20 protein-coding genes are annotated in these 25654 nt (G+C 38.6%); 11 read left to right on the top strand and 9 right to left on the bottom strand.

Going from position 1 to position 25654, the window contains the following annotated elements; translation table 11 throughout:
* Positions 1–102: 102 nt before the first annotated feature.
* From GWI97_RS05705 to hemN, 5 genes are all read left to right on the top strand, one after another.
* Complete coding sequence (locus GWI97_RS05705) at positions 103–2439, top strand: Tex family protein (RefSeq protein WP_087803703.1); 2337 nt, start codon at positions 103–105, stop codon at positions 2437–2439.
* A 482-nt stretch (positions 2440–2921) separates the two neighbouring features.
* Positions 2922–3596 carry a CsgG/HfaB family protein gene (locus GWI97_RS05700; RefSeq protein WP_087803755.1) on the top strand — a complete coding sequence of 225 codons (675 nt, stop codon included), beginning with the start codon at positions 2922–2924 and terminating at the stop codon, positions 3594–3596.
* Between the two features lie 24 nt (positions 3597–3620).
* Positions 3621–3971 (top strand): DUF4810 domain-containing protein, encoded by a 351-nt coding sequence (locus tag GWI97_RS05695; protein WP_036933806.1) that lies wholly within the window; start codon positions 3621–3623, stop codon positions 3969–3971.
* Positions 3968–4624, top strand: a complete 657-nt coding sequence (locus tag GWI97_RS05690) for a DUF799 domain-containing protein (RefSeq protein WP_036933809.1) — start codon at positions 3968–3970, stop codon at positions 4622–4624. Before GWI97_RS05695 ends, GWI97_RS05690 begins: the two co-directional genes overlap by 4 nt.
* Before the next feature lie 853 nt (positions 4625–5477).
* The gene (gene hemN / locus GWI97_RS05685; protein ID WP_036933810.1) at positions 5478–6851 is read left to right on the top strand and encodes an oxygen-independent coproporphyrinogen III oxidase; all 1374 of its coding nucleotides are present in this window, start codon (positions 5478–5480) and stop codon (positions 6849–6851) included.
* A 19-nt stretch (positions 6852–6870) separates the two neighbouring features.
* On the opposite strand, the gene glnG is transcribed toward hemN, so the two are convergent.
* The 3 genes from glnG to glnA all read right to left on the bottom strand — a co-directional run bounded on the left by glnG (position 6871) and on the right by glnA (position 10946).
* A complete protein-coding gene (glnG, locus tag GWI97_RS05680) occupies positions 6871–8292 on the bottom strand; it encodes a nitrogen regulation protein NR(I) (RefSeq protein ID WP_036933812.1) in 1422 nt (473 codons plus the stop codon).
* 10 nt (positions 8293–8302) lie between these two features.
* The gene (glnL, locus tag GWI97_RS05675; RefSeq protein ID WP_036933814.1) at positions 8303–9349 is read right to left on the bottom strand and encodes a nitrogen regulation protein NR(II); all 1047 of its coding nucleotides are present in this window, start codon (positions 9347–9349) and stop codon (positions 8303–8305) included.
* 187 nt (positions 9350–9536) lie between these two features.
* A complete protein-coding gene (gene glnA / locus GWI97_RS05670) occupies positions 9537–10946 on the bottom strand; it encodes a glutamate--ammonia ligase (RefSeq protein ID WP_036933816.1) in 1410 nt (469 codons plus the stop codon).
* Positions 10947–11305: 359 nt separating this feature from the next.
* Here glnA and typA point away from each other — a divergent pair, with 359 nt between their 5' ends.
* The 5 genes from typA (at position 11306) to rluF (ending at position 16957) form a co-directional block, all read left to right on the top strand.
* Positions 11306–13141 (top strand): ribosome-dependent GTPase TypA, encoded by a 1836-nt coding sequence (gene typA, locus GWI97_RS05665; protein ID WP_036933818.1) that lies wholly within the window; start codon positions 11306–11308, stop codon positions 13139–13141.
* 690 nt (positions 13142–13831) lie between these two features.
* Entirely contained in the window at positions 13832–14449 is a 618-nt protein-coding gene (yihX, locus tag GWI97_RS05660; protein WP_036933819.1) for a glucose-1-phosphatase, read from the top strand.
* A gap of 67 nt (positions 14450–14516) precedes the next feature.
* Complete coding sequence (dtd, locus tag GWI97_RS05655) at positions 14517–14954, top strand: D-aminoacyl-tRNA deacylase (protein ID WP_036933821.1); 438 nt, start codon at positions 14517–14519, stop codon at positions 14952–14954.
* A gap of 36 nt (positions 14955–14990) precedes the next feature.
* Positions 14991–15905, top strand: a complete 915-nt coding sequence (gene fabY, locus GWI97_RS05650; protein ID WP_036933823.1) for a fatty acid biosynthesis protein FabY — start codon at positions 14991–14993, stop codon at positions 15903–15905.
* 170 nt (positions 15906–16075) lie between these two features.
* Positions 16076–16957, top strand: coding sequence for a 23S rRNA pseudouridine(2604) synthase RluF (gene rluF, locus GWI97_RS05645; RefSeq protein ID WP_036933825.1), 882 nt, complete (start codon positions 16076–16078; stop codon positions 16955–16957).
* An 81-nt stretch (positions 16958–17038) separates the two neighbouring features.
* Here rluF and GWI97_RS05640 read toward each other — a convergent pair whose 3' ends face one another.
* From GWI97_RS05640 to GWI97_RS05625, 4 genes are all read right to left on the bottom strand, one after another.
* Positions 17039–17278 carry a hypothetical protein gene (locus GWI97_RS05640; RefSeq protein ID WP_036933827.1) on the bottom strand — a complete coding sequence of 80 codons (240 nt, stop codon included), beginning with the start codon at positions 17276–17278 and terminating at the stop codon, positions 17039–17041.
* A gap of 87 nt (positions 17279–17365) precedes the next feature.
* Complete coding sequence (locus GWI97_RS05635; protein ID WP_161751870.1) at positions 17366–19042, bottom strand: AsmA family protein; 1677 nt, start codon at positions 19040–19042, stop codon at positions 17366–17368.
* Positions 19043–19145: 103 nt separating this feature from the next.
* On the bottom strand, positions 19146–19688 hold the full coding sequence (locus tag GWI97_RS05630; protein WP_036933831.1) for a hypothetical protein: 543 nt from the start codon (positions 19686–19688) through the stop codon (positions 19146–19148).
* Positions 19689–19839: 151 nt separating this feature from the next.
* Positions 19840–21231 carry a uracil-xanthine permease family protein gene (locus GWI97_RS05625; protein WP_161751869.1) on the bottom strand — a complete coding sequence of 464 codons (1392 nt, stop codon included), beginning with the start codon at positions 21229–21231 and terminating at the stop codon, positions 19840–19842.
* A 241-nt stretch (positions 21232–21472) separates the two neighbouring features.
* Here GWI97_RS05625 and gltS point away from each other — a divergent pair, with 241 nt between their 5' ends.
* A complete protein-coding gene (gltS, locus tag GWI97_RS05620) occupies positions 21473–22687 on the top strand; it encodes a sodium/glutamate symporter (RefSeq protein ID WP_036933836.1) in 1215 nt (404 codons plus the stop codon).
* Positions 22688–22837: 150 nt separating this feature from the next.
* On the opposite strand, the gene recG is transcribed toward gltS, so the two are convergent.
* Entirely contained in the window at positions 22838–24925 is a 2088-nt protein-coding gene (recG, locus tag GWI97_RS05615; protein WP_036933838.1) for an ATP-dependent DNA helicase RecG, read from the bottom strand.
* A 4-nt stretch (positions 24926–24929) separates the two neighbouring features.
* Entirely contained in the window at positions 24930–25652 is a 723-nt protein-coding gene (gene trmH / locus GWI97_RS05610) for a tRNA (guanosine(18)-2'-O)-methyltransferase TrmH (RefSeq protein ID WP_036933840.1), read from the bottom strand.
* Positions 25653–25654: the final 2 nt, after the last annotated feature.

The following is a 25654-nucleotide window of genomic DNA, read 5'->3' as shown; positions in this document are numbered from 1 at the left end:
TCATAATTGTCGAGTGTAATCGGAAATTTGCCAAATTTTTTTAGTGTGGCGTGTGTATAATAGCCCTCTTTTAAATTATTCCTCTCGGTAGGTAAATATAGTATGAATGAATCATTAAGCCGAATTATTGCAGAAGAGCTCACGGTTAAGCCTCAGCAAGTCCTTTCGGCCATAACGTTACTGGATGAAGGGAATACGGTGCCATTTGTTGCCCGTTACCGTAAAGAGGTCACTGGTGGGTTAGATGATACGCAATTACGCCAATTAGAAACTCGCCTTAGTTATTTACGAGAACTCAATGATCGTCGCCAAACAATTTTAAAGTCAATTGAAGAGCAAGGAAAATTAACACCAGAGTTACGCTCTTCAATTAATGAAACGCAAAGTAAAACAGAGCTTGAAGATCTTTATCTTCCTTATAAGCCTAAACGTCGTACTCGTGGGCAAATTGCCATTGAAAATGGATTAGAGCCCTTAGCCGATTTATTGTGGAATGAACCACAACATAATCCAGAAGATGCTGCAACGGCTTATATCAACGCAGAAAAAGGCGTGAATGATACGAAAGCAGCTTTAGATGGTGCGCGTTATATTTTAATGGAGCGTTTTTCAGAAGATGCTGGCTTGTTGGCAAAAGTTCGTCAGTATTTATGGAAAAATGCACATCTTGTTTCAAAAGTCGTTGAAGGGAAAGAAGTCGAAGGGGCAAAATTTAGCGATTATTTTGACCATCATGAACCTATTGCGAATGTTCCTTCTCATCGTGCGTTAGCCATGTTTCGTGGCCGTAATGAAGGTATTTTACAATTATCGCTTAACCCTGATCCTCAATTTGAAGAAGCGCCCAAAGAAAGTTATGGTGAGCAACTGATCACGGAGCATTTAGGATTACGTTTAAATAACCAACCAGCAGATAACTGGCGTAAGGCAGTCGTAAGCTGGACTTGGCGCATTAAAGTTTTAATGCATATTGAAACCGAATTGATGAGCCAATTACGAGAAAAGGCAGAAGAAGAAGCCATTAATGTTTTCGCTCGTAACCTTAATGATTTATTGATGGCTGCACCAGCAGGTATGCGAGCAACTATGGGGCTTGATCCTGGTTTACGTACAGGTGTTAAAGTTGCTGTTGTAGATAGCACGGGTAAGTTAATTGCGACAGATACGATTTATCCTCATACAGGGCAAGCTGATAAAGCAGCGGCTAGTGTAGCTGCATTATGTATTAAGCATAATGTTGAGCTGGTGGCGATTGGTAATGGTACTGCTTCTCGTGAAACAGAGCGCTTTTTCGCTGAAACGGTAAAACGTTACCCAGAAGTCAAAGCACAAAAAGTAATTGTGAGCGAGGCAGGGGCATCCGTATATTCCGCTTCAGAGCTTGCAGCTAATGAATTCCCTGATTTAGATGTGTCTATTCGTGGTGCCGTATCTATCGCCCGTCGTCTGCAAGATCCGTTAGCTGAACTTGTAAAAATTGACCCTAAATCGATTGGTGTTGGCCAATATCAGCATGATGTTAGCCAAACATTATTAGCCAGAAAACTTGATACTGTTGTTGAAGATTGTGTGAATGGTGTTGGGGTGGATTTAAATACAGCATCAGTACCGTTATTAACGCGAGTTGCAGGACTTAGCCAATCTATAGCTCAAAATATTATCAATTGGCGTGATGAAAATGGTCGCTTTAATGATAGAAAGCAGCTACTCAAAGTGGCGCGTTTAGGGCCAAAAGCTTTTGAACAATGTGCTGGTTTCTTGCGTATTCGTGATGGTAAAAACCCTCTGGATGCATCGACGGTTCACCCTGAAGCGTATCCAGTCGTCGAAAATATCCTACAATCCACGCAACAAAAAATTGATGATTTAATGGGTAATAGCGCCTTAATCTCACAGGTTGATGCAAGAGCGTTTATTACAGAGCAATTTGGCTTACCGACAATTAATGACATCTTAAAAGAGTTAGCAAAACCAGGACGCGACCCACGTCCTGAGTTTAAAACAGCAGCGTTTGCTGAAGGTGTCGAAACGATGAATGACTTAGTTAGTGGTATGATCCTTGAAGGTACTGTGACCAATGTGACTAATTTCGGTGCATTTGTTGATATCGGTGTACATCAAGATGGTTTAGTCCATATTTCCTCTTTAGCAGACCGATTTATTGAAGATCCACATACCGTGGTAAAAACGGGTGATATTGTTAAAGTTAAAGTACTTGAAGTTGATTTAGCCCGTAAACGTATTGCATTAACTATGCGTTTAGATGAAGTTGCTGGTGATAGTGAAAATAGACAATCATCACCAAGTCATAATCATCCTAAAAATAATAAAGGGCAAAAACCGACTCGTAATCACCGCCAATCAACAAATAGTGGCAATAATGCGGGAAATAGCGCAATGGGTGATGCGTTAGCTGCTGCGTTTGGAAAAAAACGCTAATGACACCTTTATGGTTACGGTGTTAATGAGTAAGAGGCTCTAGCGTTATTGAATGTGGTGTCATTAGATATTGTGGCATCACATTTTTTTATTTATCTTATTCTCGTTTATTTTCTAATAACCAAATGCTGATAAAGAATAACGTAGCCTAAATCTTCTCTCATTTGTTTTTTATTTTTAGTTGGTTTTGTTTTAATCTGACTTAAGGGATATTCAAAAAATAATAAATAAAGTATGCTCTATTTTATCTCTATATTTATTTATTATTATTTTTATCATCCATCTTCTATTCTCCCCATCGCTGATTACCTTTATATTATAAAATATGAGTTGATCGCCTTATGACCTTATTAACAATAAGGTTTTTAAGTGAACGTCTATGAGCTAAAACTGAAAAAACATTGTTTTTGTTTATATCAACTCTCTATTAATTAATAGAATGAATGTCTATAGGTTTATTTCACCTTTATTGGGTTATTAATATGAATTTAAATAAATTATCACTTGGCTTGATCTTGGTTTCTGCAACATTACTTGCAGGATGTGCTTCAGAATCTTCACGCTCTTTAGACGTCGCTAAAGTCGCAACCTATAACACCACTTACACAGGCGCTAAGAGCGCTATTTCGATTGGTAAGTTTGATAACCGTTCTAGCTATATGAATGGGATCTTCTCTGATGGCGTTGATAGATTAGGTAATCAATCAAAAACCATTTTAATGACTCATTTACAGCAAACCGGGCGTTTTAATGTATTAGACAGGGCCAATTTATCGGAATTAAAAGAAGAAGCAGGTATTAAAGGGCAAAGCCAACAACTGAAAGGTGCCACTTATGTGATCACAGGTGATGTGACTGAATTTGGCCGTAAAGAAGTGGGTGATCGCCAATTATTTGGCATTTTAGGTCGTGGTAAAACACAAGTTGCTTATGCAAAAGTGAATTTAAACGTTGTGAATGTGAATACATCAGAAGTCGTGTTTTCATCTCAAGGTGCCGGTGAATATGAACTTTCTAACCGTGAAATTATTGGTTTTGGTGGAACAGCAAGCTATGACTCAACACTTAACGGTAAAGTACTCGATTTAGCTATTCGAGAGGCCGTCAATAATTTAGTGGCAGGTATTGAAAGCAACGCTTGGCAACCTTCAAAGTAATGCTCATTTTATAAGGATATAACAATGTTAAAATCAGTCATGAGCCTTGCTTTTACGCTGTTATTAGCGGGGTGTGTGAATAGCCCTAAACCGCTTTATAACTGGGACAGCTATCAGCAAGTGGTTTATCAATACTATCAACAAAGTGAAAGTGACCCACAAGCACAGATTGATGCATTAAAGAAAAGTATCGAACTTTCTCGTGCTAAATCATTAGGTATTCCACCTGGATTACATGCGCACTTAGGCATGTTATATGGCGCAACAGGCGCTTTAGATTTAGCCATGGCTGAATTTAATGAGGAGAAATCACTTTATCCTGAATCAGCCGAATTTATGGATCGTCTGATGAAAAACAAAGGAATGCAAAAATGAGTCGTTTATTCACGTTAATCTGTTTTGCATTTGCGTTGGTATTAACGGGCTGTGCTCAACCTGTCAAAACAGATTACACCGCATTTAAACAAAGTAAGCCAAAAAGTATTTTAGTATTAGTGCCTCAAAACCACACGACAGAAGTGGGTGCAGAGCACAGCTTCTTATCTCAAGTGACATATCCTTTAGCAGAAGCGGGTTATTATGTTTTCCCGGTGGCCGTCGTTGAAGAAACCTTTAAGCATAATGGGTTATCCATGGCAGGAGATATCCATGCTGTAAGCCCGAAAAAATTGCGTGAGATCTTTGGTGCGGATGCTGTTTTATACTTAGATATCACTGAGTTTGGTACGTCATATCAAGTTATTTCTAGTGATACACGAGTAACTGTTAGCGCTAAACTTGTTGATCTCCGTAATGGTGACATGTTGTGGCGTCGTGCTGCAACAGCATCAAGTACTGAAACAGAGGGATCATCTGGCAGTTTAGTGGGAATGCTAGTTTCTGCTGTTGTGAATCAAATCGTCAATACAGTTTCCGATAAAAGCTATCAAATTGCAGGAATAACCAGTGTACGGTTACTTTCGGCAGGGAAAGCCGATGGTATTTTATATGGTCCTCGTTCTCCTAATTATGGTAAAGATGCAGAATAAATTAATGCTATAAATTAACAATAATAAAGAAAAAAGCTCTATTTTATATAATTATAATAAATAGAGCTTTTTATTTTTCCATTATCAAATAATAATTATTCTTATTAGTCATTAAAGAAGAACGGATATTTTTAATAAAAGGGATTAAATTAATAACAAAGAAAATAAAGAGACTATTTTATTGAAGAGAAGAACCATCCTTGGTTGCTAGTCCGTTTCCTTCCATGGTTAATAATCCATAATTTGGGTATATAAAAGAGACTGATTAAATAAGAGTACGGTCGTTAGAATAAGATAAGGTATGGGGATACTATCTTTCCTTGTAATATAGTGACCTTTATTCTTTAACTGACCCTTAAATTTAAATCAAAACACGACTGAGTTGGATATTAATCAATGTTTTGTTCTAGGGTATGTAATATTATAATTTAGGTAAAGATATAATTATTACTATTATTATAATCATCAAATTACGAGAGAATAAAAAAATAATAAAATTAATATAACGAGATATTTAATTAATTTAAATCGTATTTTGAGTAAAATATCGCTTTAAACTCTGTGTAAAAGTTGATAAGTGTTATTTTAGAATAATAAAAGTTAACTAACATATTGAATAAACGTAATTTATTCATGAATATCTTTCATGGGTAAGACTATTTTTGTTTAATGTGATTTATATCACACCTTGTATTCGAGCATAACGACCTATCAATAAGAAGAAGGGATTTATACGATACCCCTTTCGATCATATTCAGTTCTTGATTTATTGGTTACACTATTATTTCAGATATTCATAGTGTCTGTTTGCTGGTATGAGATATCAGCGGTTCACTTTTGGAAGGTAGAGGCATGTCAGAACAAACAATTATTTGGGATCTTGACCTGATCCATAAGTATAACTATTCAGGTCCTCGCTATACATCATACCCAACAGCATTGGAATTTAATCAGCAATATGGGGCTACCGATTTTATCAAAGCGACTCAACGTTACCCTGAGCGCCCTTTATCGCTTTATATTCATATTCCTTTCTGCCATAAGCTATGTTATTTCTGTGGTTGTAATAAAATGATTACGCGCCATAAACATAAAGCAGATGAGTATCTTGATGTTTTAGAAAAAGAAATTATTAATAGAGCACGTTATTTTAAAGACCGAAAAGTAACTCAAATGCATTGGGGGGGAGGAACACCTACTTTTCTGGATAAGCAACAAATTAGTCGGCTCGTTTTATTATTACGTCAGCATTTTGATTTTGTTGATAATGCAGAACTTTCTATTGAAATCGATCCGCGTGAAATTGAATTAGATGTTATCGATCATTTGCGTAATGAAGGCTTTAATCGCCTGAGTATGGGTGTACAAGATTTTAATAAAGAAGTGCAACAAAAGGTGAATCGTGAGCAAGATGAATCGTTCATTTTTGCATTAGTAGAACGTGCACGTGAAGTGGGTTTTCACTCTACCAGCATTGACTTAATTTATGGTTTGCCTAAACAAACCAAAGAGAGTTTTGCTTTTACACTCAAACGTGTCATTGAATTATCACCAGATAGATTAAGTGTATTCAATTATGCCCATTTACCTAATTTATTTGCAGCTCAACGTAAAATTAAAGATGAAGACCTTCCTTTAGCGGAAGAAAAATTAGAAATATTACAAGAGACAATTTCCACACTGACGACAAATGGCTATCAATTTATTGGAATGGATCATTTTGCGAAGCCCGATGATGAATTAGCCGTAGCTCAGCGTAAAGGTATTTTACATCGTAATTTCCAAGGTTATACCACTCACGAAGAGTGTGATTTATTAGGCCTGGGCGTTTCTGCAATTAGTATGTTAGGGGATAACTACGCGCAAAATGAGAAGGTATTAAAGGAGTATTATGCTCGTGTAAATAGTGAAGGGAATGCACTATGGCGAGGCTTATCACTGACTAATGATGATTGTATTCGTCGAGATGTAATTAAAACCTTAATTTGTAATTTTAATCTACATTTTTCTGATATTGAGAAAATGCACGGTATTGTCTTCCATGACTATTTTAAAGAAGATTTAGAATTACTTATCTCAATGAAGAATGATGGCTTAGTGGAAATCACAAAAGAGGATATTCAAGTGACACCAAGAGGTCGTCTACTTATTCGTAATATCTGTATGTGTTTCGATACCTATTTACGCAATCAAATGCGTCAACGTCAATTTTCTCGTGTTATTTAAATAAGATAGGGGTAGAGGATTAATATTCTTCTATCCCTAATTCTTTTAATTTACGGGTTAACGTATTTCTGCCCCAACCTAGTAATCGTGCTGCATCTTGTTTATGTCCTTGCGTATAGGCTAAGGCACTTAGCAAAAGAGTGCGTTCAAATTGAGGTAATGCATCAGTGAGGATGTTTTCTTTTCCTTCACTTAATGCTTCATCTGCCCATAATGAAAGGTGTTGTGACCAATGTTGAGATGATAGTCGGCTTACACTTTTCACTTTTTCATCGGGCTGGCGAATTTCTTGTGGTAAGTCTTGAGGCATAATTTCTTGGCTTGCCGTCATTACCGTTAACCAGCGACACACATTCTCTAATTGTCTGACGTTACCTGACCAGTTGTATTCCATCATTATTTGTAAACTTTGTTGATGGAGTACTTTTGCTTCCACACCAAGTTCTTTTGCTGTTTTTTGTAAAAAGTAACGTGCCAAACTTGGAATATCTTCCGTTCTATCGCGTAAAGGGGGTAATTGAATGCGTATTACATTGAGCCGATGATAGAGATCTTCACGAAAATCACCGGCTTGAACACGTTTTTCTAAGTCTTGGTGTGTCGCCGCGATAATGCGTACATCAACTTTAACGGGAGCATAACCACCTACACGGTAAAATTGTCCTTCAGCAAGTACGCGTAGTAATCGTGTTTGAATATCGAGAGGCATATCACCAATTTCATCAAGAAAAAGAGAACCGCCATTTGCTTGTTCAAATCGCCCTTGACGTACTTGAGAAGCTCCCGTAAAGGCCCCTTTTTCATGACCAAAAAGTTCGGACTCAATGAGATCTTTAGGAATAGCCGCCATATTGAGGGCGATAAAAGGCGCGGTAGCTCTTGGGCTATGACGATGTAAAGCGTGCGCGACTAGCTCTTTACCTGTTCCGGATTCACCATTAATAAGCACGCTGATTGAGGAGCGAGATAGTCGACCAATAATACGGTAAACCTCTTGCATTGCGGGAGCTTCACCAATCATATCTGAAACTGATTGTAGCGAGTTTTCATCGTTAGTTGGTTGTTTTTGCTCACGATAGTGAGTAATGGCACGATCAATTAATGCTAATGTTTCATCAATATCAAAGGGTTTAGGTAAATAATCAAAAGCCCCTTGTTGATAAGCATTAACAGCAGCATCTAAATCAGAATGCGCCGTCATGATAATAACGGGTAGAGTCGGACATTGTTCTTTAATTATTTTTAGAAGAGATAAACCATCAATATCAGGCATACGAATGTCTGATAACAATACATCAGGTATTTCGGTATTTAATGCATTAAGCACATCATTCGCATGTTCAAAAGTTTTGCATGACATACCTTCACGAGAAATAGCACGTTCAAGTACCCACCGAATAGAGCTGTCATCATCAACAACCCATACATTTCCTTTTTGCATTGGTTATCTCCTACTTAATTGGCAAATAAATAGAAAATTCAGTATTTCCGGGCCAACTGGTAAATTCAATTTTACCTGAATGTTGATCTACTAAATTACGAGCAATCGATAATCCCAATCCATTTCCACCTTCTCGGCCACTTACCATAGGATAAAAAAGCGTATCTTGTAGATGAGGAGGGATACCATCACCTGTATCAATCACATCAATACGAGCAACAAGGCGATGACGTTCACCATGAAGTGTGACCTGAAAAGCTGTACGGGTACGTAAAATAATCGTACCTCCTTTTTTTTCAACGGCTTGTAAGGCATTACGTGTAATATTGAGGAGGACTTGTTCTATTTGATCTGGGTAATGTGATAATTCAGGTAAACTGGGATCATAATCTTTGAGTAAAATGACATTCTCAGGGCATTCAAGTGAAATAAGTTGAGCTACACGCTCAACAACATGGTGAATACTCTGGTGTGTTTTCGTACCTGGATGTTGTGGGCCGAGTAACCTGTCCACAAGAACACGTAGGCGATCGGCTTGTTCAATAATGACTTGCGTATATTCCGTTAGTGCAGGATCAGGTAAGGATTTTGCCAGCAACTGAGCTGCCCCCCGTAATCCGCCTAACGGATTTTTAATTTCATGTGCCAGCCCCCTAACCAATTCCCTAGCAGCCATTTGTTGGGCTTGTTGTATCTGCTCTTGGCTTAACCGGCGTTGACTATCCATAGGCGCCAGTTCCAGCAAAATGTGTTGCTCGGAAATAGGTTGGGCACTGAGCGACATTGTGTGTGATTGGTTATTAACAACCAAGATCACTTCATTGTCGGTAAAGCTTTGCCCACTCGCTAACGTTTCACGCATTAAATCAGCATCAAAAGAATAATAGCTGAATAAGGCGGTAAAAGGTGTTTCAAATAATTTTCGACGGCTTTGTGCTAGAACTTGTAACGCAGAATGATTTGCATAACAAATAATAAACTCTTTGTTGATAACCAATACAGAGTGTATTAATGAGTCTAAAATTAATGTGTTATCAGGTAAGTCTGCCGTTTCCATATTGAATACCTCTTTGCACCATTTTAGTGCATCTTACCTTTATTGCATTAATGAACCAATGCGTAAGTGAATAGACGGACTCCTTAAATGGGAGAAAAGTGCCCATCCGAAGATGGGCAAAATAGCTTCACGGCAAAAAAAATCGTTTTACATCTCAGGGGTTAAGTTTTTCTCAGTAAAGATCATCTTAAGCACTGTAATACATTTCAAATTCAAGAGGATGCGGTGCCATACGTACACGTTGAACGTCAGTACGTAATAATTCTAAATAGGCATCAATAGCATCATCAGTAAATACATCACCGCGAGTTAAGAATTCGCGATCGGCATTTAATGCGTTTAATGCCTCTTCTAATGAACCCGCGACAGTTGGGATCTCTTTTGCTTCTTCTGGCGGTAAGTCATAAAGGTTTTTATCCATAGCATCACCAGGGTGAATTTTATTGATAATTCCATCAAGACCAGCCATTAACTGAGCAGCAAACGCAAGATAAGGGTTTGCTAAAGGATCTGGGAAACGCACTTCAATACGGCGCGCTTTCATACTAGCCACAACTGGAATACGAATGGACGCTGAACGGTTACGCGCAGAGTAAGCCAACATAACAGGGGCTTCAAAACCCGGAACTAAGCGCTTGTAGGAGTTAGTCGTTGGGTTGGTAAATGCATTTAGCGCACGAGCATGCTTGATAATACCGCCGATGTAATACAGCGCCATTTCAGATAATCCGCCGTATTTATCGCCGGCAAACAGGTTTACACCATTTTTAGACAGTGACATATGGCAGTGCATACCAGAGCCATTATCACCGACTAAGGGTTTAGGCATAAAGGTCGCTGTTTTACCAAATACATGAGCAACGTTTTGTACCACGTATTTATAAATTTGGGTTTCATCTGCTTTTTTGGTCATGGTATTGAAGCGAGTTGCGACTTCGTTTTGACCGGCTGTCGCCACTTCATGGTGATGTGCTTCAACCACTAAGCCCATTTCTTCCATAATATTACACATGGTAGAACGAATATCTTGTGATGAATCAACGGGTGGCAGTGGAAAATAGCCCCCTTTAACCATAGGGCGGTGACCTTTGTTGCCATCTTCATATTTGGTATTGGTGTTCCATGCAGCTTCAATATCATTGATAGCGTAAGAAGCGCCTGAAATATCGTTTTTGAAACGAATATCATCAAACAGGAAGAATTCTGGCTCTGGCCCAAATAATACGGTGTCTGCAATACCACTTGATTTTAAATAATCTTCAGCACGCTTTGAAATAGACCGTGGGTCACGGTCGTAACCTTTCATAGTGCCTGGCTCTAATACATCACAACGAATAATCAGTGTTGGATCTTGGAAAAAAGGGTCAAGCATTGCGGTTGTTGCATCTGGCATCAGTACCATGTCTGATTCGTTAATACCTTTCCAGCCACCAATAGAGGAACCATCGAACATTTTTCCTTCTTCAAAGAAATCGTCGTTAACCTGATGAGCCGGAATAGTAAGATGTTGTTCTTTACCGCGGGTATCAGTGAAACGTAAGTCAATATATCTAACTTTATGTTCTTCAATCATGGATAACACATGTTCAAGGGACATAGGAACTCTCCTGGCGAATGGTTTTATTGAGTGCAGTGGCCTTACACATTTTTCGGTGAATTTTTTGCTCACCTAAATTCTATTGCGAAAAGCATGCCAACTTATCTAAAAAGGGATATATACTGTATTGATGAAGTTTAGTGTAGAATATCTCCTGTGATTTTTTAATTATTGCACAAACTTGGTGCAAATTAAGCCTAATTAGTTGCACTATTTTGGTGCAATCGAACGGATGCTACTAAATTCTGAGGCGTGAAAAGGATCACAATTCAATTAATTGCATATTGTTAAGCAATCATTATTGTGATCTTGTTTAGTCTCTCGTCTAAAGCGTGTACAATACTGCGCTTATTTCTACAATGCCTGAGGCAAATTTTGTGATCGAAAACTTGCGTAATATCGCCATCATCGCCCACGTTGACCATGGTAAAACAACTATCGTCGATAAATTACTACAGCAATCTGGTACGTTCGGTGAACGTGAAACCGTAGCTGAGCGCGTGATGGACTCAAATGATCTCGAAAGAGAGCGCGGAATTACTATTCTTGCGAAAAATACAGCGATTAAATGGAATGACTATCGTATTAATATCGTAGATACCCCAGGACACGCCGACTTCGGTGGTGAGGTAGAACGCGTTATGTCTATGGTAGACAGCGTTCTATTACTGGTTGACGCGATGGATGGCCCAATGCCACAAACGCGTTTTGTGACACAAAAAGCGTTTGCTAACAATTTAAAACCAATTGTTGTTATCAATAAAGTTGACCGCCCTGGTGCGCGTCCAGACTGGGTTGTTGATCAGGTATTTGACCTGTTCGTAAACTTAGGTGCAACTGACGAACAACTTGATTTCCCAATTATCTATGCATCTGCATTAAATGGTATTGCGGGAACAGATTACAATGACATGGCTGAAGATATGACCCCGTTATATGAAGCTATTGTCAAATATGTAGAGCCACCAAAAGTGGATCTGGAAGGTACATTCCAGATGCAAATTTCTCAGTTGGACTACAACAACTACCTAGGTGTTATCGGTATTGGTCGTATTAAGCGTGGTAAGGTTAAACCTAACCAACAAGTGACTATCATTGACAGCGAAGGTAATACCCGTAACGGCAAAGTCGGTAAAGTTTTAGGTCATTTAGGTTTAGAACGTATCGAAGTTGATGTTGCTGAAGCTGGCGATATCATCGCAATCACAGGTTTAGGTGAACTGAATATCTCTGATACGATTTGTGAAGTGGGTGCTGTTGAAGCGCTACCTGCATTAGCCGTTGATGAACCAACTGTTAGCATGTATTTCTGTGTTAATACTTCACCTTTCTGTGGACGTGAAGGTAAATTCGTGACTTCTCGTCAGATTTTAGATCGTCTGAAAAAAGAGTTAGTCCATAACGTTGCATTACGTGTAGAAGAAACTGAAGATCCAGATGCATTCCGTGTATCAGGTCGTGGTGAGCTTCACCTGTCAGTTCTGATTGAAAATATGCGTCGTGAAGGTTACGAATTAGGGGTATCTCGTCCTAAAGTTATCTTCCGTGATATCGACGGTCGTAAACAAGAGCCTTTCGAACAAGTCACTATCGACATTGAAGAACAACACCAAGGTGATGTGATGCAAGCGATGGGTGAACGTAAAGGTGAAATGCGTGATATGCAACCAGATGGTAAAGGACGTGTACGTTTAGACTACATTATTCCTAGCCGTGGTCTGATTGGTTTCCGTACTGAATTTATGACCATGACATCAGGTACTGGTTTACTGTATGCAACATTCAGTCATTATGACGATGTTCGTCCAGGCGAAATCGGTCGCCGTAATAACGGTGTGATGATCTCTAATGGCCAAGGTAAAGCTGTTGCTTACGCACTGTATAGTTTACAAGACCGCGGTAAATTATTTGTAACTCATGGTGCAGAAGTTTATGAAGGCCAAGTGATTGGTATTCATACTCGTTCTAATGACTTAACAGTAAACTGCTTAACGGGTAAAAAGCTGACTAACATGCGTGCTTCTGGTACGGATGAAGCAACAACGCTGACGCCACATATAAAGCAAACGTTAGAACAAGCATTAGAATTTATTGATGACGATGAGTTAGTTGAAGTCACTCCGCAGTCTATCCGTCTGCGTAAGCGTTATCTGTCAGAAAATGATCGTCGTCGTGCTTACCGTAGCAAAGACTAATTCGTTATTCTGATAACCTAATTCTTAGGGCGCGTCAGCGCCCTGAGTTTATACTCGTCATATTTTAAGTTACTGGAGTGTTGGCTACGTTCATCTAGCGAACAACATAGTTTATCGATGTTCCTCACCTATCTGTGATTTAAATTATTTAGAGTTTATATATAAGACGAATGCGGTGGGTAATTTGTCACCGCATAAGTTTTTCTCTTTTTCCTGCTTATCGTTTATCCCTCGGTTTATTTTTACAACTAAAGTACTGTTTAGCTTGTTACTGATGTTTTGAGAGTTTCTTTTACTTATTGGTATCTTTTTAACATATTGTATTTTTTTAATGTTTATTCGTGGGTTGCTGTATATTTTATGTTGATTGATGCACTGAAATTGACGGTGATTGTCCTTAAATTAGATAGCTAAAAACCTAACTTCTTTATCACTTGAAAATAAGTGGCTTAGTTTATCTAATGCGAAAAAAAGATAATGACTAAGTGTACTAATCACTTCAAGTTTCCCTAAATCCATTTCATATTTAAATATTTCTACGCTTAGTACCATTTTTCCTACTCTATTATTCAGGTTTTTGGGATTGCTTAAAAATTAAGTGTGATTATTGTACTTTTTTAACGTTTAAGCCTGTTCAGTAAAGCGATTTATGATTAAAGTAAAATGAGTTTTCTATTATGGAGAGGATTTATGCTTTATATCTTTGATATGGGTAATGTGATTATTGATATCGATTTTAACCGAGTATTCGCAGTATGGAGTAAGCTTAGCGGTGTTCCACTTGCAAGCATAAAAAAGAACTTTACAGCAGGCGAAGTTTTTAAATTACATGAACGCGGTAATATTACAGATATCGAATTTGCTGAAGAAATTAACTCAGAACTTGGCATGAGCTTAAGCTTTGAGCAATTCGCTGAAGGATGGCAGGCTATTTTTATCGCAGTACGACCTGAAGTCATTGATATAATGAATAAATTAAGAGAGCAAGGGCATCGGGTTGTGGTGTTATCAAATACGAATCGCTTGCATCAAGATTACTGGCCTGAACACTATCCTGAAATTGCGGCTTCTGCTGACTTTCTCTATTTGTCGCAAGATCTTGGTATGAGAAAACCAGATCCTGAACTCTTTAAGTATGTTTTAGAATCTGAAGATGTTGAAGCACAAAATGCTGTTTTTTTTGATGATCTACAAATTAATGTTGATGCCGCTCTTTCGGTTGGCATGAATGCAGTACACGTAATTGATAAAAATACCATTATCGAGTATTTCAAAGATTACGATTTTACTCTCCCAGTAGAAGAATAATGCTATCGTAAGGATAACAATGAATTGAATTTGTTATCCTTTTTTATTGATTTATTTCGGAGAGAGTATGATCGCGTTAATTCAACGAGTAACACAAGCAAAAGTGGATATTGCTGGTGGAACAGTCGGCGCTATTAATCAAGGCTTATTAGTTCTATTAGGTGTAGAGAAAGACGATAACGAACAAAAAGCGAAAAGGTTATGTGAAAAAGTCTGTGGTTATCGCATATTCAGTGATGAAGACGACAAAATGAACCTGAATGTGAAACAAGCTGGGGGAAGTTTGCTCGTTGTTTCTCAATTTACACTTGCTGCAGAAACACAAAAAGGTATGCGCCCAGGATTTTCGAATGGTGCTTCTCCAGAATTAGCGAAAAATCTCTATCACTACTTTATTGAACAATGTCAGCAACAAGGTTTAGAAACACAAACAGGCCAATTTGCTGCTGATATGCAAATCACACTGACTAATGACGGACCTGTCACATTCTGGTTACAGGTGTAGTGTTAAATAGTCAGTGATGTTAAGAGGAGCTCAGATATGTACCATTTACGAACCCCAAAAACAGAGGCGGAATTCGATGCTTATTATGCTTTTCGCTGGGAAATGCTTCGTAAACCTCTACATCAACCTGAAGGCTCTGAAAAAGACGGTTATGATACCCTTGCTCATCATCAAATGGTTGTCGATGAAACCGGGCAACCTGTTGCAATTGGGCGACTTTATATTAATGCGGATAATGAAGGTGCTATCCGCTTTATGGCGGTACGTACAGATGCACAAGGTAAAGGCTTAGGAACTCTTGTTGCAATGGCATTAGAGTCATTGGCTCGTCAAGAAGGTATAAAACGGATAGTGTGTAGTGCAAGAGAAGAGTCTGTCAACTTTTTTGAGAAGTTAGGTTATGAAAACTGTGGTCTAGTTACAGGCCCACAAACCACACCCATTAAACACTTCTTTATGAAAAAAAGTATTGAGTCTTTAGATGATATTCTTCATCGACCAGACTGGTGTGCTGAATTACAAAAACAGTGGCACCAACATATCCCTTTAAGTGAAAAAATGGGATTACGTATTACTCAATACACGGGAACACGTTTTTATACCACTATTCCCGAAGCTGGAAATCAAAATCCTCATCACACTATTTTTGCAGGTAGTCAATTTTCACTTGCTACCTTAACAGGTTGGGGATTGATTTGGTTATTAATGCAAGAGCACAAATTACAAGGTGATATTGTGTTAGTGGATGCTCATATTCGCTATCGAAAACCTGTTTCTGGACGTCCTGCCGCTGTTGCTGATATGGAAAATTTGAGTGGAGATTTAGGACGATTAGCGAAAGGGAGTAAAGCGCGTATTAAACTAGACGTTGATATTTGTGGTGATGAAGGTGTAGGTGCTGTCTTTAGCGGGACTTATATTGTGTTACCTTCACAAAAAGAACAGTGCTAAATATCATGATATTAACTTATTGAAATAAATTTTTTAATAAGTTAATACTCCTTTTCTATTGTTTTTTTGACATTCAGGTAGAGAGATAAAAGACTGTGCTTTAATGCTTATTTTATAGAGTTTCTATCGCTATCCAATTGATGTATATTTCGCAGTTTACGGAGGGAAGCATGGACACCAATTTATCTACTCGTCTTAATAAATATATCAGTGAAAGCGGGATCTGCTCACGTCGAGAAGCTGACCGTTATATTGAGCAAGGACTTGTCCTTATTAATGGTAAACGAGCCGGTATTGGCTCACAAGTATTTGCTGGCGATGAAGTCAAAGTCAATGGTCGATTAATTGAAGCACAGGATAACTCTGAGCTTGTTTTAATCGCGCTGAATAAGCCTGTGGGTATTGTGAGTACTACAGATGATGGCGAAAAAGATAATATTGTTGACTATGTTAACCACAGTACCCGAGTTTTTCCTATTGGGCGCTTAGATAAAGATTCTCAAGGGCTAATTTTATTGACTAACCATGGTGATTTAGTCAATAAAATCTTACGTGCAGGTAACTCTCATGAAAAAGAGTACCTTGTGACAGTAAATAAACCGATTACAGATGAATTTATTCATGGAATGGGTGCTGGCGTACCTATCATGGGGCAAAAAACGAAGAAATGTAAGGTGAAAAAAGAGGCGCCAATGGTGTTTCGTATTACCTTAGTTCAAGGTTTAAATCGCCAAATTCGTCGTATGTGCGAATATTTTGGTTATGAAGTCACTAAGCTTGAACGCGTTCGTATTATGAATGTGAGTTTATCAGGATTACCGGTTGGTGAATGGCGTGATCTGACCGATGACGAACTGATCACTTTATTTGAAGCGATTGAGAAATCAACGTCTGAAGCACCACCAAAAGCTAAGCAGAATAAACCGAAAAAACAAATCAGTAGTAATGCAAAAGCGCTGGGTATTTATATTCCTGAAACAAAAAACAAAGAATCAGAAAATAATGCACGTAAGCGCTTTGTTCAGCCAGGCCGAAAAAAGAAAAAGCGTTAATTTCATCTTTGTAGATGCGAGAAAAACAAAAAAACACCTGAAAGGGTGTTTTTTGTTTGCTCTATTTATGCATCGATAATACTAGTCTAAATTCAACTCATCTAATTTATTTTGACGACGTTCAAGCACAATCGCAGCAAGTTCGGCATTCATAACGCGTTCAATTAAAGTGTCATAGTCTTCTTTCGATAGGCAATAGAACAATGGAGTTTCGTGGTCATCACACACAAGCAGTGTGCTGTTATCTTCAAGTGCAGTTAAAGGAGATTGTTGAAACGTATTTAAAGATATTTTTTCAGGGGAAAAATCTTCGTCAGACATGAAAACTCCACAATAAAGAAAAGGGTAATGACGCATTGTAACGCTTTTTATTAAGGGAGCAATCCGTGCTCCTGCGAAAGATCAAGATTATAGGTGATTAATTATTTCGCCGTTTTGTATTACTGAGTTGAGTATTTGTTGCTCACCGTTACTTCCAGTTAATGTACCATTAAGTGTTGATACCACGGAGTTTGCACGTAAATCACCTTTCAATTTTAGTGTAAATTGACCTATTTCGTCAGAGTAGGTTGTTTTTAAACCTAATGTATATGGTGTTGATAATGGGACATTCAGTCCATTAGCAATCAGTGAGAATTGGCGTTGTTGGCTAGATTGCACTAAACCCGCTGAGCCTCGCACAATGCCATCACCAATAAAGGCCGAATATTGCTCAACAATTGCGTTATCCTGCTGAGTGACAATGTTTAAATCAGGGCGACGTAATTCAATACGATTTAATGTTCCACTATCTGCATTTAATCTTGCTGAGCCTTGCCATAATCCCCATTCACCTTCTTTTGCAATTATTAAATTTTGCAGTTTTCCTGTTAATCCTGTGAATTGGAAAGGAAATTCTGGTGTGATATCAATTAAAATTGATTGGTTTATGGATAACTGTTCGATAGTTATATTTTTAATATCATAGCTGTCGTCAATTGGTTTAGCTAGAAAAACGAGCCAATTTTCAGGAAGGGTATATAAAAGGCCTGAAAGCGTCGCTTCGTGAATAGAAATGGTTTTATTGTCTTTATTCCAATTACCAGCAAGTTTAATTAGGCCTTTTTCATAACGTAAACTAAGGTTATCGAGATTGAGCTGATTATTTTGTTGATTCAGTTTTGCGATAAGATCAGTGAAATGTTCATCTTGAAAAACAATGTCATTTGCGTTGAGTTCACCTGTTGTGAATGCAAGGTTTTTACCCCAGTTAAATTGAGAGAATTGCCCATCAAAGCCACTCACAGCCCATTGTTTTCCTTCTGCCGTAAAATCAACAATATTAAGTGCTCTTATGCTAATATGAGGATATTCAGAAATTGATTGCATTAAATCACTGAAGGTTTGAGACGATTGCCAGCGTAAGCCGTTCATATAGACGTCATCAAGTTTCCATTGATTATCTTGATACTGACCACTTAATGATAGTGAACCATTGAGTAAACGCGTTCCCAATTTTTCTATTTGAATATGATTGGGTTGATATTGACCAGAAATGATAAAGTTACTGAATTCATTATTATTTATCATGCCATTAGCAATAGAAAATTGGAAATGACCAGCGCCAATAAAATCTGTTGAGGTTGGTACCCAAGGCGTAATACCACCAGTGACTTTTTGGGCTTCAAAAGAAAAATTGGTTTGAGTACCGTTTAACGCCATATTTTTAAATTGCAGAATATCAGCACTTAACGGCATCGAAGTGGTTTTATTAGTAAATTCAATATTGCCATTTTCTAATGTGATTTTTTGAAGGTGAGAAGGCGCAGTAAAAAATTGCCAATCAAATCGAATTTGCGCTGATTTTGCAGATACGGTTGTTTTGTCTTGTTTAGGATTAACGAAAAGGTCATAAACAATAATTTGTTCTGGTTGCGCAAGGTCATGCTCAATGCCGGAGAAGCGAATATCATAGTCAGTATATTGTGTTAGCCATTCGCTTGTTTTTTGTGCGCCCCACTGAGTTTGGATGAAAGCATAAATTATAATAATAAATAAAATCACGATAAGTATCAGAGATACCAAACTTTTCATCAACCAGCGCATAACCCTTCTCCCGTAGTTTTATACTCCATCAAAACATTATACAGTTATGCCTGAAAACTGAGCGATGCTCAAGCTTTCATCTGATAAATCAAAGAGTCTTAACCTACTTATTAATGAGATAAGATATTTTGTTTATCAAATTCTGTGAGTTTGGAAATTTATCTAATTGGTTTCTTACTTCTTCTAATATATTTATCGTCGTTTGAAAATACTGTTTTTCTGTATTATTTAGATCCTTGTTTTTTAATTTATTATTGTAATTAATTAATTGGGAAATCAATTCATTAGGTTCTAGACTTCCTGAACGATAAATATCATAAAAATTAGGTGTGATGCGAATCTGGTTTTGTAAGTAATCAAATGAATATTGAAGAGCATCCGATTTGTCTTTGTTTTGGGGCTGGTTTAAGTGTGGATTCGCCAAAAAAGTATTTAGATCTTTTTGCATATGTTCTAGATTAAATTCAGCGACTGATTTATTACCTAAATATGCAAATTTATGGTTGGTGTTAAATAATGAAAGAATGGAATCTTTAAGATAAGTAAAAAACTGACCAAGCGTTTTTATATGGTAATTTGCAGTAGAAGGATGTGTTTTGAGAAATTGCAGAGCTTTATTGTTGACAATATTGAATGAGGTTGGCATCTCTTTTCCTTTTATCATCAGTTAAATCATAAGTATTAATTACTGCAACAGAAAGGAAAATGCTTGTATAAAAACACCCATCACTTTGAATTTGAAGATAAAGCGTTATTTCTTAATCGGAGAAATAACGCTTTATAGACTGATTTTCTAATTATTTTTCTGGTGGAAAAATCAGATTTAAAATAATGGCTGTTAAACCACCCGCGGCAATACCTGATGAGAGTAAAGTTTTTAACCAATCAGGTGCAAACTGTAATATTTGAGGTTGTTGTGAAACGCCTAATCCCACAGCAAGTGAAATCGCAAGGATCATAATTGCTCGGCGATTTAATGCTTCTTTAGAAACGATACGTACACCAGATGCGGCAATCGTACCGAACATGACTAATGTTGCCCCACCCAATACAGGCTCAGGAATTCGTTGCACAAATTCCGCAACGAATGGAAATAAGCCTAAAATAACAAGCATTGCTGCTACAACATAACCTACATAACGACTAGCAACGCCTGTTAATTGAATTACACCATTATTTTGACCAAAGCAAGAGTTTGGGAAGGTATTGAAAAATGCTGAAACCATGGAGTTAATTCCATTAGCCAAAACGCCCCCTTTAATACGTTTTATATAAACAGGGCCACTCACAGGTTGTTCAGAAACATCCGATGTAGCGGTGATATCACCAATGGTTTCCAGTGAGGTGATCATAAACACCAGCATTAAAGGAATAAGTAAATGCCAATCAAATGACAACCCATAATAAAATGGCTCAGGGATCGTCATCAGCGGTGTTTCTTGATGTTCTATTGGCGTTGGTAACATATCAAGTGCCCAAGCAAGAATATAACCGACAGTCATTGCAATAACTAAAGAGGCAACGCGTAAATAAGGGTTTTTTTGTCGGTTTAGTAAAATAATGACGATAAGTACAGAGCCTGCTAACAATAAGTTCTGTGGTGAGCCAAAAGTATTATTTTCGATAGCAGCATAACCGCCACCTATAGACGTTAATCCGACTTGAATTAATGATAGACCAATAATCATCACGACTACGCCTGAAACTAAAGGCGTAATGATACGTCTTGCTAGGTGAAGTACGCGTGAAAGGACGATTTCTGTTAATGAGGCGATCATTAAGGTTCCAAAAAGGGCTGCCATCATTGTTGGAATATCGGCACCGCCATTTTTAAGAGCTAAGCCCCCCATGATTAAAGGCGCAACAAAGTTAAAACTAGTTCCTTGGATCGATAATAATCCTGAACCAATTGGCCCCCACGCACGAATTTGTATTAAAGAGGCAATACCTGATGCAAATAAAGACATACTAATAATGCGTTGGGTATCGTGTGCCGGTAGTCCTAATGCTTGGCAAATTAAAATTGCGGGAGTAATAACTGCGACAAACATGGCTAAAAGGTGCTGACATGCGGCAAAAAGCGTTTGAGCTAATGGCGGTTTTTCTTCTAAAGCAAAAAGAAGCTCGCTATTTTTTTTAACTGAAACATCACTATCTTTAGGCAATTTTTGATTTTCTGAAGTAACCATGGTGTGAATTTCTTATTCGACAAAAACGGTATTTTAATGATCTGCGCCACAAAAGCAATCGTTTGCGTGAAAATGATGTTATCAAAATGCATAAGAGGCGCTCACATTTTTATATGTTTTAACTTGTGTTTGTCTCCGTTTTTTTTTCTAATCGGGGATACCTGCTTTTGGCGTTGTTTATGGATGAACTTAGCGTCGTAGTATTTTTATATAAAATTAACAAATAAGACGGGGTACATAAATGTATCATCTTGATGTTTATGGCACGCTGGTTGCGGCCACTTTGGTTCTCTTGATCGGACGTAAGTTAGTGAAATCTGTTCCTTTTTTAGAACGGTATACGATCCCAGAACCTGTTGCAGGTGGGCTACTTGTTGCAGTTCTTTTATTAGCATTTAAATCTTTTATGGATTGGGAAGTCAGTTTTGATCTGTCACTTAAAGATCCATTAATGCTAGCCTTCTTTGCAACAATCGGGTTAAACGCAAATCTCGCGAGCTTAAAGGCCGGAGGAAAAGCGCTTTTTATTTTCGTCTTTGTCGTTGTTGGGTTGTTGTTAGTGCAAAATACCGTTGGTATCGCGCTAGCAAAAATGTTAGGTCTTGATCCATTAATGGGATTACTTGCAGGCTCGATTACATTATCGGGTGGTCATGGTACAGGAGCGGCTTGGGGTAAAACGTTCGTTGAAAATTATGGCTTCATGAGTGCATCTGAAGTGGCAATGGCGTGTGCAACCTTTGGTTTAGTTTTGGGAGGATTGATTGGTGGCCCTGTTGCGCGCTACTTAATCAAAAATATTCCAACGCCAGGATTAGGAGCTGACGACCATGAAATGCCAACAGCGTTTGAGAAACCCACTACAGGTAGAATGATCACGTCAATGGTCTTGTTAGAAACCATTGCGATGATCGCGATTTGTTTAATGGCGGGTACATTCCTTTCTCAATTATTAGAAGGTACTGCATTCTCATTACCGACCTTTGTGTGTGTCCTGTTTATCGGCGTTATTTTAAGTAATAGCCTGTCAATGCTTGGTTTCTATCGTGTTTTTGATAGAGCTGTGTCCGTTTTAGGTAACGTAAGTTTATCGTTATTCTTAGCGATGGCATTAATGAGCTTGAAATTATGGGAGCTTGCATCTCTGGCGATACCTATGTTGGTTATCCTTGGCGTTCAAGCGGGTGTCATGGCGCTATACGCTATTTTTGTGACATTCCGAGTAATGGGTAAAAATTACGATGCGGCGGTTTTAGCTGCGGGTCACTGTGGTTTTGGTTTAGGGGCAACACCAACGGCAATTGCCAATATGCAAGCCGTTACGGATCGTTTTGGGCCTTCTCATCTAGCGTTCTTAGTCGTACCAATGGTTGGTGCGTTCTTTATTGATATTGTGAATGCAATAGTGATCAAGCTGTATCTACTATTGCCATTCTTTACACCTATAGCAGGATAGTTTTACCGTTATCACTGAAGAAGTATCTCTGTATTAAATAGCACCCCATTGTTGGTTTTCAGCATTGGGGTGTTTTTTTATGGGATGTTCTATTTCAATATCACGCTGAATCGAGTTTAACGGCATGTTAAGGCGATGCAAAGAATGATCTTATGCTTGGCTATACTGTGTTTTAGTCGGTAACCAGCGTTCGATTAAGGCTTGTGAATGCTTAGGGTAATGTTCATGTAGGTAACGTGCAATACGTTGTACTTCAGGAATGAGTCCCTGATCGCGTAATAAATCAGCCACTTTAAATTGTACATTACCTGTTTGCTTAGTACCTAGAAGCTCACCAGGGCCACGAATTTCGAGATCTTTTTGGGCAATGACAAAGCCATCATTGCTGTCTCTTAATACCTGTAATCGTAAACGAGCGGTCTGCGTTAAGGGGGTTTTATAAAGTAAAACACAATGAGAGGCAATCGCACCACGGCCAACACGACCACGTAGTTGATGTAATTGCGCAAGACCTAATCTTTCAGGGTTATCAATAATCATCAAACTGGCGTTAGGTACATCGACACCAACTTCAATAACAGTTGTTGCAACGAGGAGGTGTAATTCATTTTCTTTAAATGCCGCCATTACAGCTTGTTTCTCTGTGGGCTTCATTCGCCCATGTACCAATCCTACTTTGATTTCAGGGAGTGCTATTGTTAGTTCATCATAGATAACTTGGGCTGCTTGCGCTTCAAGCACTTCAGAATCTTCAATTAGGGTGCATACCCAATAGGCTTGTCGATTCTCTTCTGTGCAAGCCAGTCTGATGCGTTCAATAATGTCATTACGGCGAGTATCAGGGATAGCGACAGTAGTAACAGGCGTACGCCCCGGCGGTAATTCGTCGATGATAGACGTATCCATATCGGCATAAGCGGTCATCGCTAAGGTACGTGGGATCGGGGTTGCTGTCATTACTAATTGGTGAGGATGAAAGCCTTGCTCTTCACCTTTTTTCCATAAAGCGAGACGTTGGTGTACTCCAAAACGGTGTTGTTCATCAATAATCACTAAGGCTAGAGAGTGAAATTTAACTTGTTCTTGGAAAATCGCATGTGTTCCAATAATGATCGATACTTCACCATTCGCAATGGCATTTTGCTGTGTTTCGCGGGCTTTCCCTTTCTGTTTTCCTGCTAGCCAACCTACTTGGATACCAAAAGGCTCAAACCATTTTCTAAAGGTTAATGCATGTTGCTCTGCTAACAATTCTGTTGGTGCCATTAAAGCCACTTGCTTACCATTAGCAATAGCACGTAACGCACTTAATGCGGCAACTAGCGTTTTACCTGAGCCTACATCTCCTTGGATCAATCGCATCATTGGATAGTCTTTTTCTAAATCTGTTTCTATCTCATTGACGACACGTTGTTGTGCATTAGTCGGGGTAAAGGGGAGAGAGGCGAGAAATTGCTGACGTAATGTTGATGTATATGGCATAAACAATGGCTCTGCACGATAAGATTGTGCACCAGCTCTTGCATTGAGCATACCTAGATTGTGAGCTAGCAATTCTTCAATAATTAGCCTTTTTTGCGCAGGATGCTGTCCTTTCTCAAGTTCAGCAAAAGCGATATCAGGAGGCGGATTATGTAAAGTACGTAATGCTGTGGCTAGCGGGGGTAAACCATGAATAAATTGCTCAGGTAATAATTCGTTAATAGCACAGGTATCAAGTAATTCTAATGCTTGCTCTATTAATTTACGTAATGATGTTTGGCGTAAGCCTTCTGTCGTTGAATAGATGGGAGTGAGAGTTTCTTGCAGTTTAACTTCAGCACCAGCCACTTTAATTTTATATTCAGGATGAATAATTTCAGGGCCTCTACTTCCACGTTTAACCTCGCCATAGGCCGTGACTTGTTTACCTTGAGCAAGGTTATTTTTCATCGCCGCCGTAAAGTTAAAAAATCGGAGCGTTAAAATTCCTGAGCCATCAGAAATTTGGCAGGTCATCATTTTTCGTCGGCCAAAACTGACCTCGGTTCTTAAGATTTCACCTGAAACAGTCGCAGGAATACCGGGAAGGAGATCACTAATGGCATATAAATGTGTTTGATCTTCATAACGCAAAGGAAGGTGGAGTAATAAATCCTCAATAGTCACAAGCCCTATTTTTGCCAGCTTGTCTGCCTGACTTGCACCTACGCCGTGAAGAGTGGTTAAGGGGATTGCATCAAGCAGTTTTCCTTTCATGGGATCAATACTCCGTCTTTTTTAATTTCCTAAGTTGTTTTTGTGTCATTTGCATTTCAGCCCACCATGAGTCAGGTGCTTCTATTTCACCACGATCATTAATGTATGGGCGAGGCAGGCCTTTTCGGCGAGAAACTTCAGCCAATACTGGGTATCCACCTTCAAATAGCAGAATTTGTTGTTGTTCTTTTGTCAGGGCGCTCTCTGTTCGATTATACATACCCGCGGCCTGGCGTTGTCGTTGTGCTTCATACAAAATTAAAGCACTGGCAACCGAAACATTCAGTGATTGCACCATACCCATCATAGGAACAATGATATCTTGATCGGCAAGTGCGATAGCATCTTGTGAGATACCTGTTTTTTCCTGTCCCATAATAATACAAGTTGGGCGAGTGTAATCAATCTCGCGGAAATCGACAGCTTTATCTGAGAGATGTGTCGCAAGAACTTGCATACCTTGAGTACGAAAGACATTCACGGCATCAGTGATTGAAGGGTGTGTTTCGACATTTACCCAACTGTTACTTCCTGCTGCGGGGGAGATGAGCATTCGCATTTTTTCTTCAGGCCAAATAGCATGAATTTTAGGAATACCCACGGCATCAGCTGTTCTTATGACTGCTGCCACATTATGGGATTTATGCACTTCTTCAAGGCAAACTGTCAGGTCGGGTTGCCGCATTGCCATCATTTGGCAGATGCGGGCATATCGAATTGAATTCATGA

The organism is Proteus sp. G2300, assembly GCF_009915965.1.
Taxonomy (GTDB): domain Bacteria; phylum Pseudomonadota; class Gammaproteobacteria; order Enterobacterales; family Enterobacteriaceae; genus Proteus; species Proteus vulgaris.
The sequence above is the reverse complement of the archived record's forward strand: the minus strand, read 5'-3'. Positions and strand labels throughout refer to the sequence as shown.

Bases quoted from the DNA above. Each gene is read 5' to 3' on its own strand.
- gltS (WP_036933836.1), top strand. From the start codon at position 21,473: ATGTATCATCTTGATGTTTATGGCACGCTGGTTGCGGCCACTTTGGTT.
- glnG (WP_036933812.1), bottom strand. From the start codon at position 8,292: ATGCAAAAAGGAAATGTATGGGTTGTTGATGATGACAGCTCTATTCGG.
- GWI97_RS05625 (WP_161751869.1), bottom strand. From the start codon at position 21,231: ATGGTTACTTCAGAAAATCAAAAATTGCCTAAAGATAGTGATGTTTCA.
- rluF (WP_036933825.1), top strand. From the start codon at position 16,076: ATGGACACCAATTTATCTACTCGTCTTAATAAATATATCAGTGAAAGC.
- glnA (WP_036933816.1), bottom strand. From the start codon at position 10,946: ATGTCCCTTGAACATGTGTTATCCATGATTGAAGAACATAAAGTTAGA.
- fabY (WP_036933823.1), top strand. From the start codon at position 14,991: ATGTACCATTTACGAACCCCAAAAACAGAGGCGGAATTCGATGCTTAT.
- GWI97_RS05640 (WP_036933827.1), bottom strand. From the start codon at position 17,278: ATGTCTGACGAAGATTTTTCCCCTGAAAAAATATCTTTAAATACGTTT.
- GWI97_RS05695 (WP_036933806.1), top strand. From the start codon at position 3,621: ATGTTAAAATCAGTCATGAGCCTTGCTTTTACGCTGTTATTAGCGGGG.
- GWI97_RS05700 (WP_087803755.1), top strand. From the start codon at position 2,922: ATGAATTTAAATAAATTATCACTTGGCTTGATCTTGGTTTCTGCAACA.
- trmH (WP_036933840.1), bottom strand. From the start codon at position 25,652: ATGAATTCAATTCGATATGCCCGCATCTGCCAAATGATGGCAATGCGG.
- GWI97_RS05690 (WP_036933809.1), top strand. From the start codon at position 3,968: ATGAGTCGTTTATTCACGTTAATCTGTTTTGCATTTGCGTTGGTATTA.
- GWI97_RS05705 (WP_087803703.1), top strand. From the start codon at position 103: ATGAATGAATCATTAAGCCGAATTATTGCAGAAGAGCTCACGGTTAAG.
- recG (WP_036933838.1), bottom strand. From the start codon at position 24,925: ATGAAAGGAAAACTGCTTGATGCAATCCCCTTAACCACTCTTCACGGC.
- dtd (WP_036933821.1), top strand. From the start codon at position 14,517: ATGATCGCGTTAATTCAACGAGTAACACAAGCAAAAGTGGATATTGCT.
- typA (WP_036933818.1), top strand. From the start codon at position 11,306: ATGCCTGAGGCAAATTTTGTGATCGAAAACTTGCGTAATATCGCCATC.
- hemN (WP_036933810.1), top strand. From the start codon at position 5,478: ATGTCAGAACAAACAATTATTTGGGATCTTGACCTGATCCATAAGTAT.
- glnL (WP_036933814.1), bottom strand. From the start codon at position 9,349: ATGGAAACGGCAGACTTACCTGATAACACATTAATTTTAGACTCATTA.
- GWI97_RS05635 (WP_161751870.1), bottom strand. From the start codon at position 19,042: ATGCGCTGGTTGATGAAAAGTTTGGTATCTCTGATACTTATCGTGATT.
- yihX (WP_036933819.1), top strand. From the start codon at position 13,832: ATGCTTTATATCTTTGATATGGGTAATGTGATTATTGATATCGATTTT.
- GWI97_RS05630 (WP_036933831.1), bottom strand. From the start codon at position 19,688: ATGCCAACCTCATTCAATATTGTCAACAATAAAGCTCTGCAATTTCTC.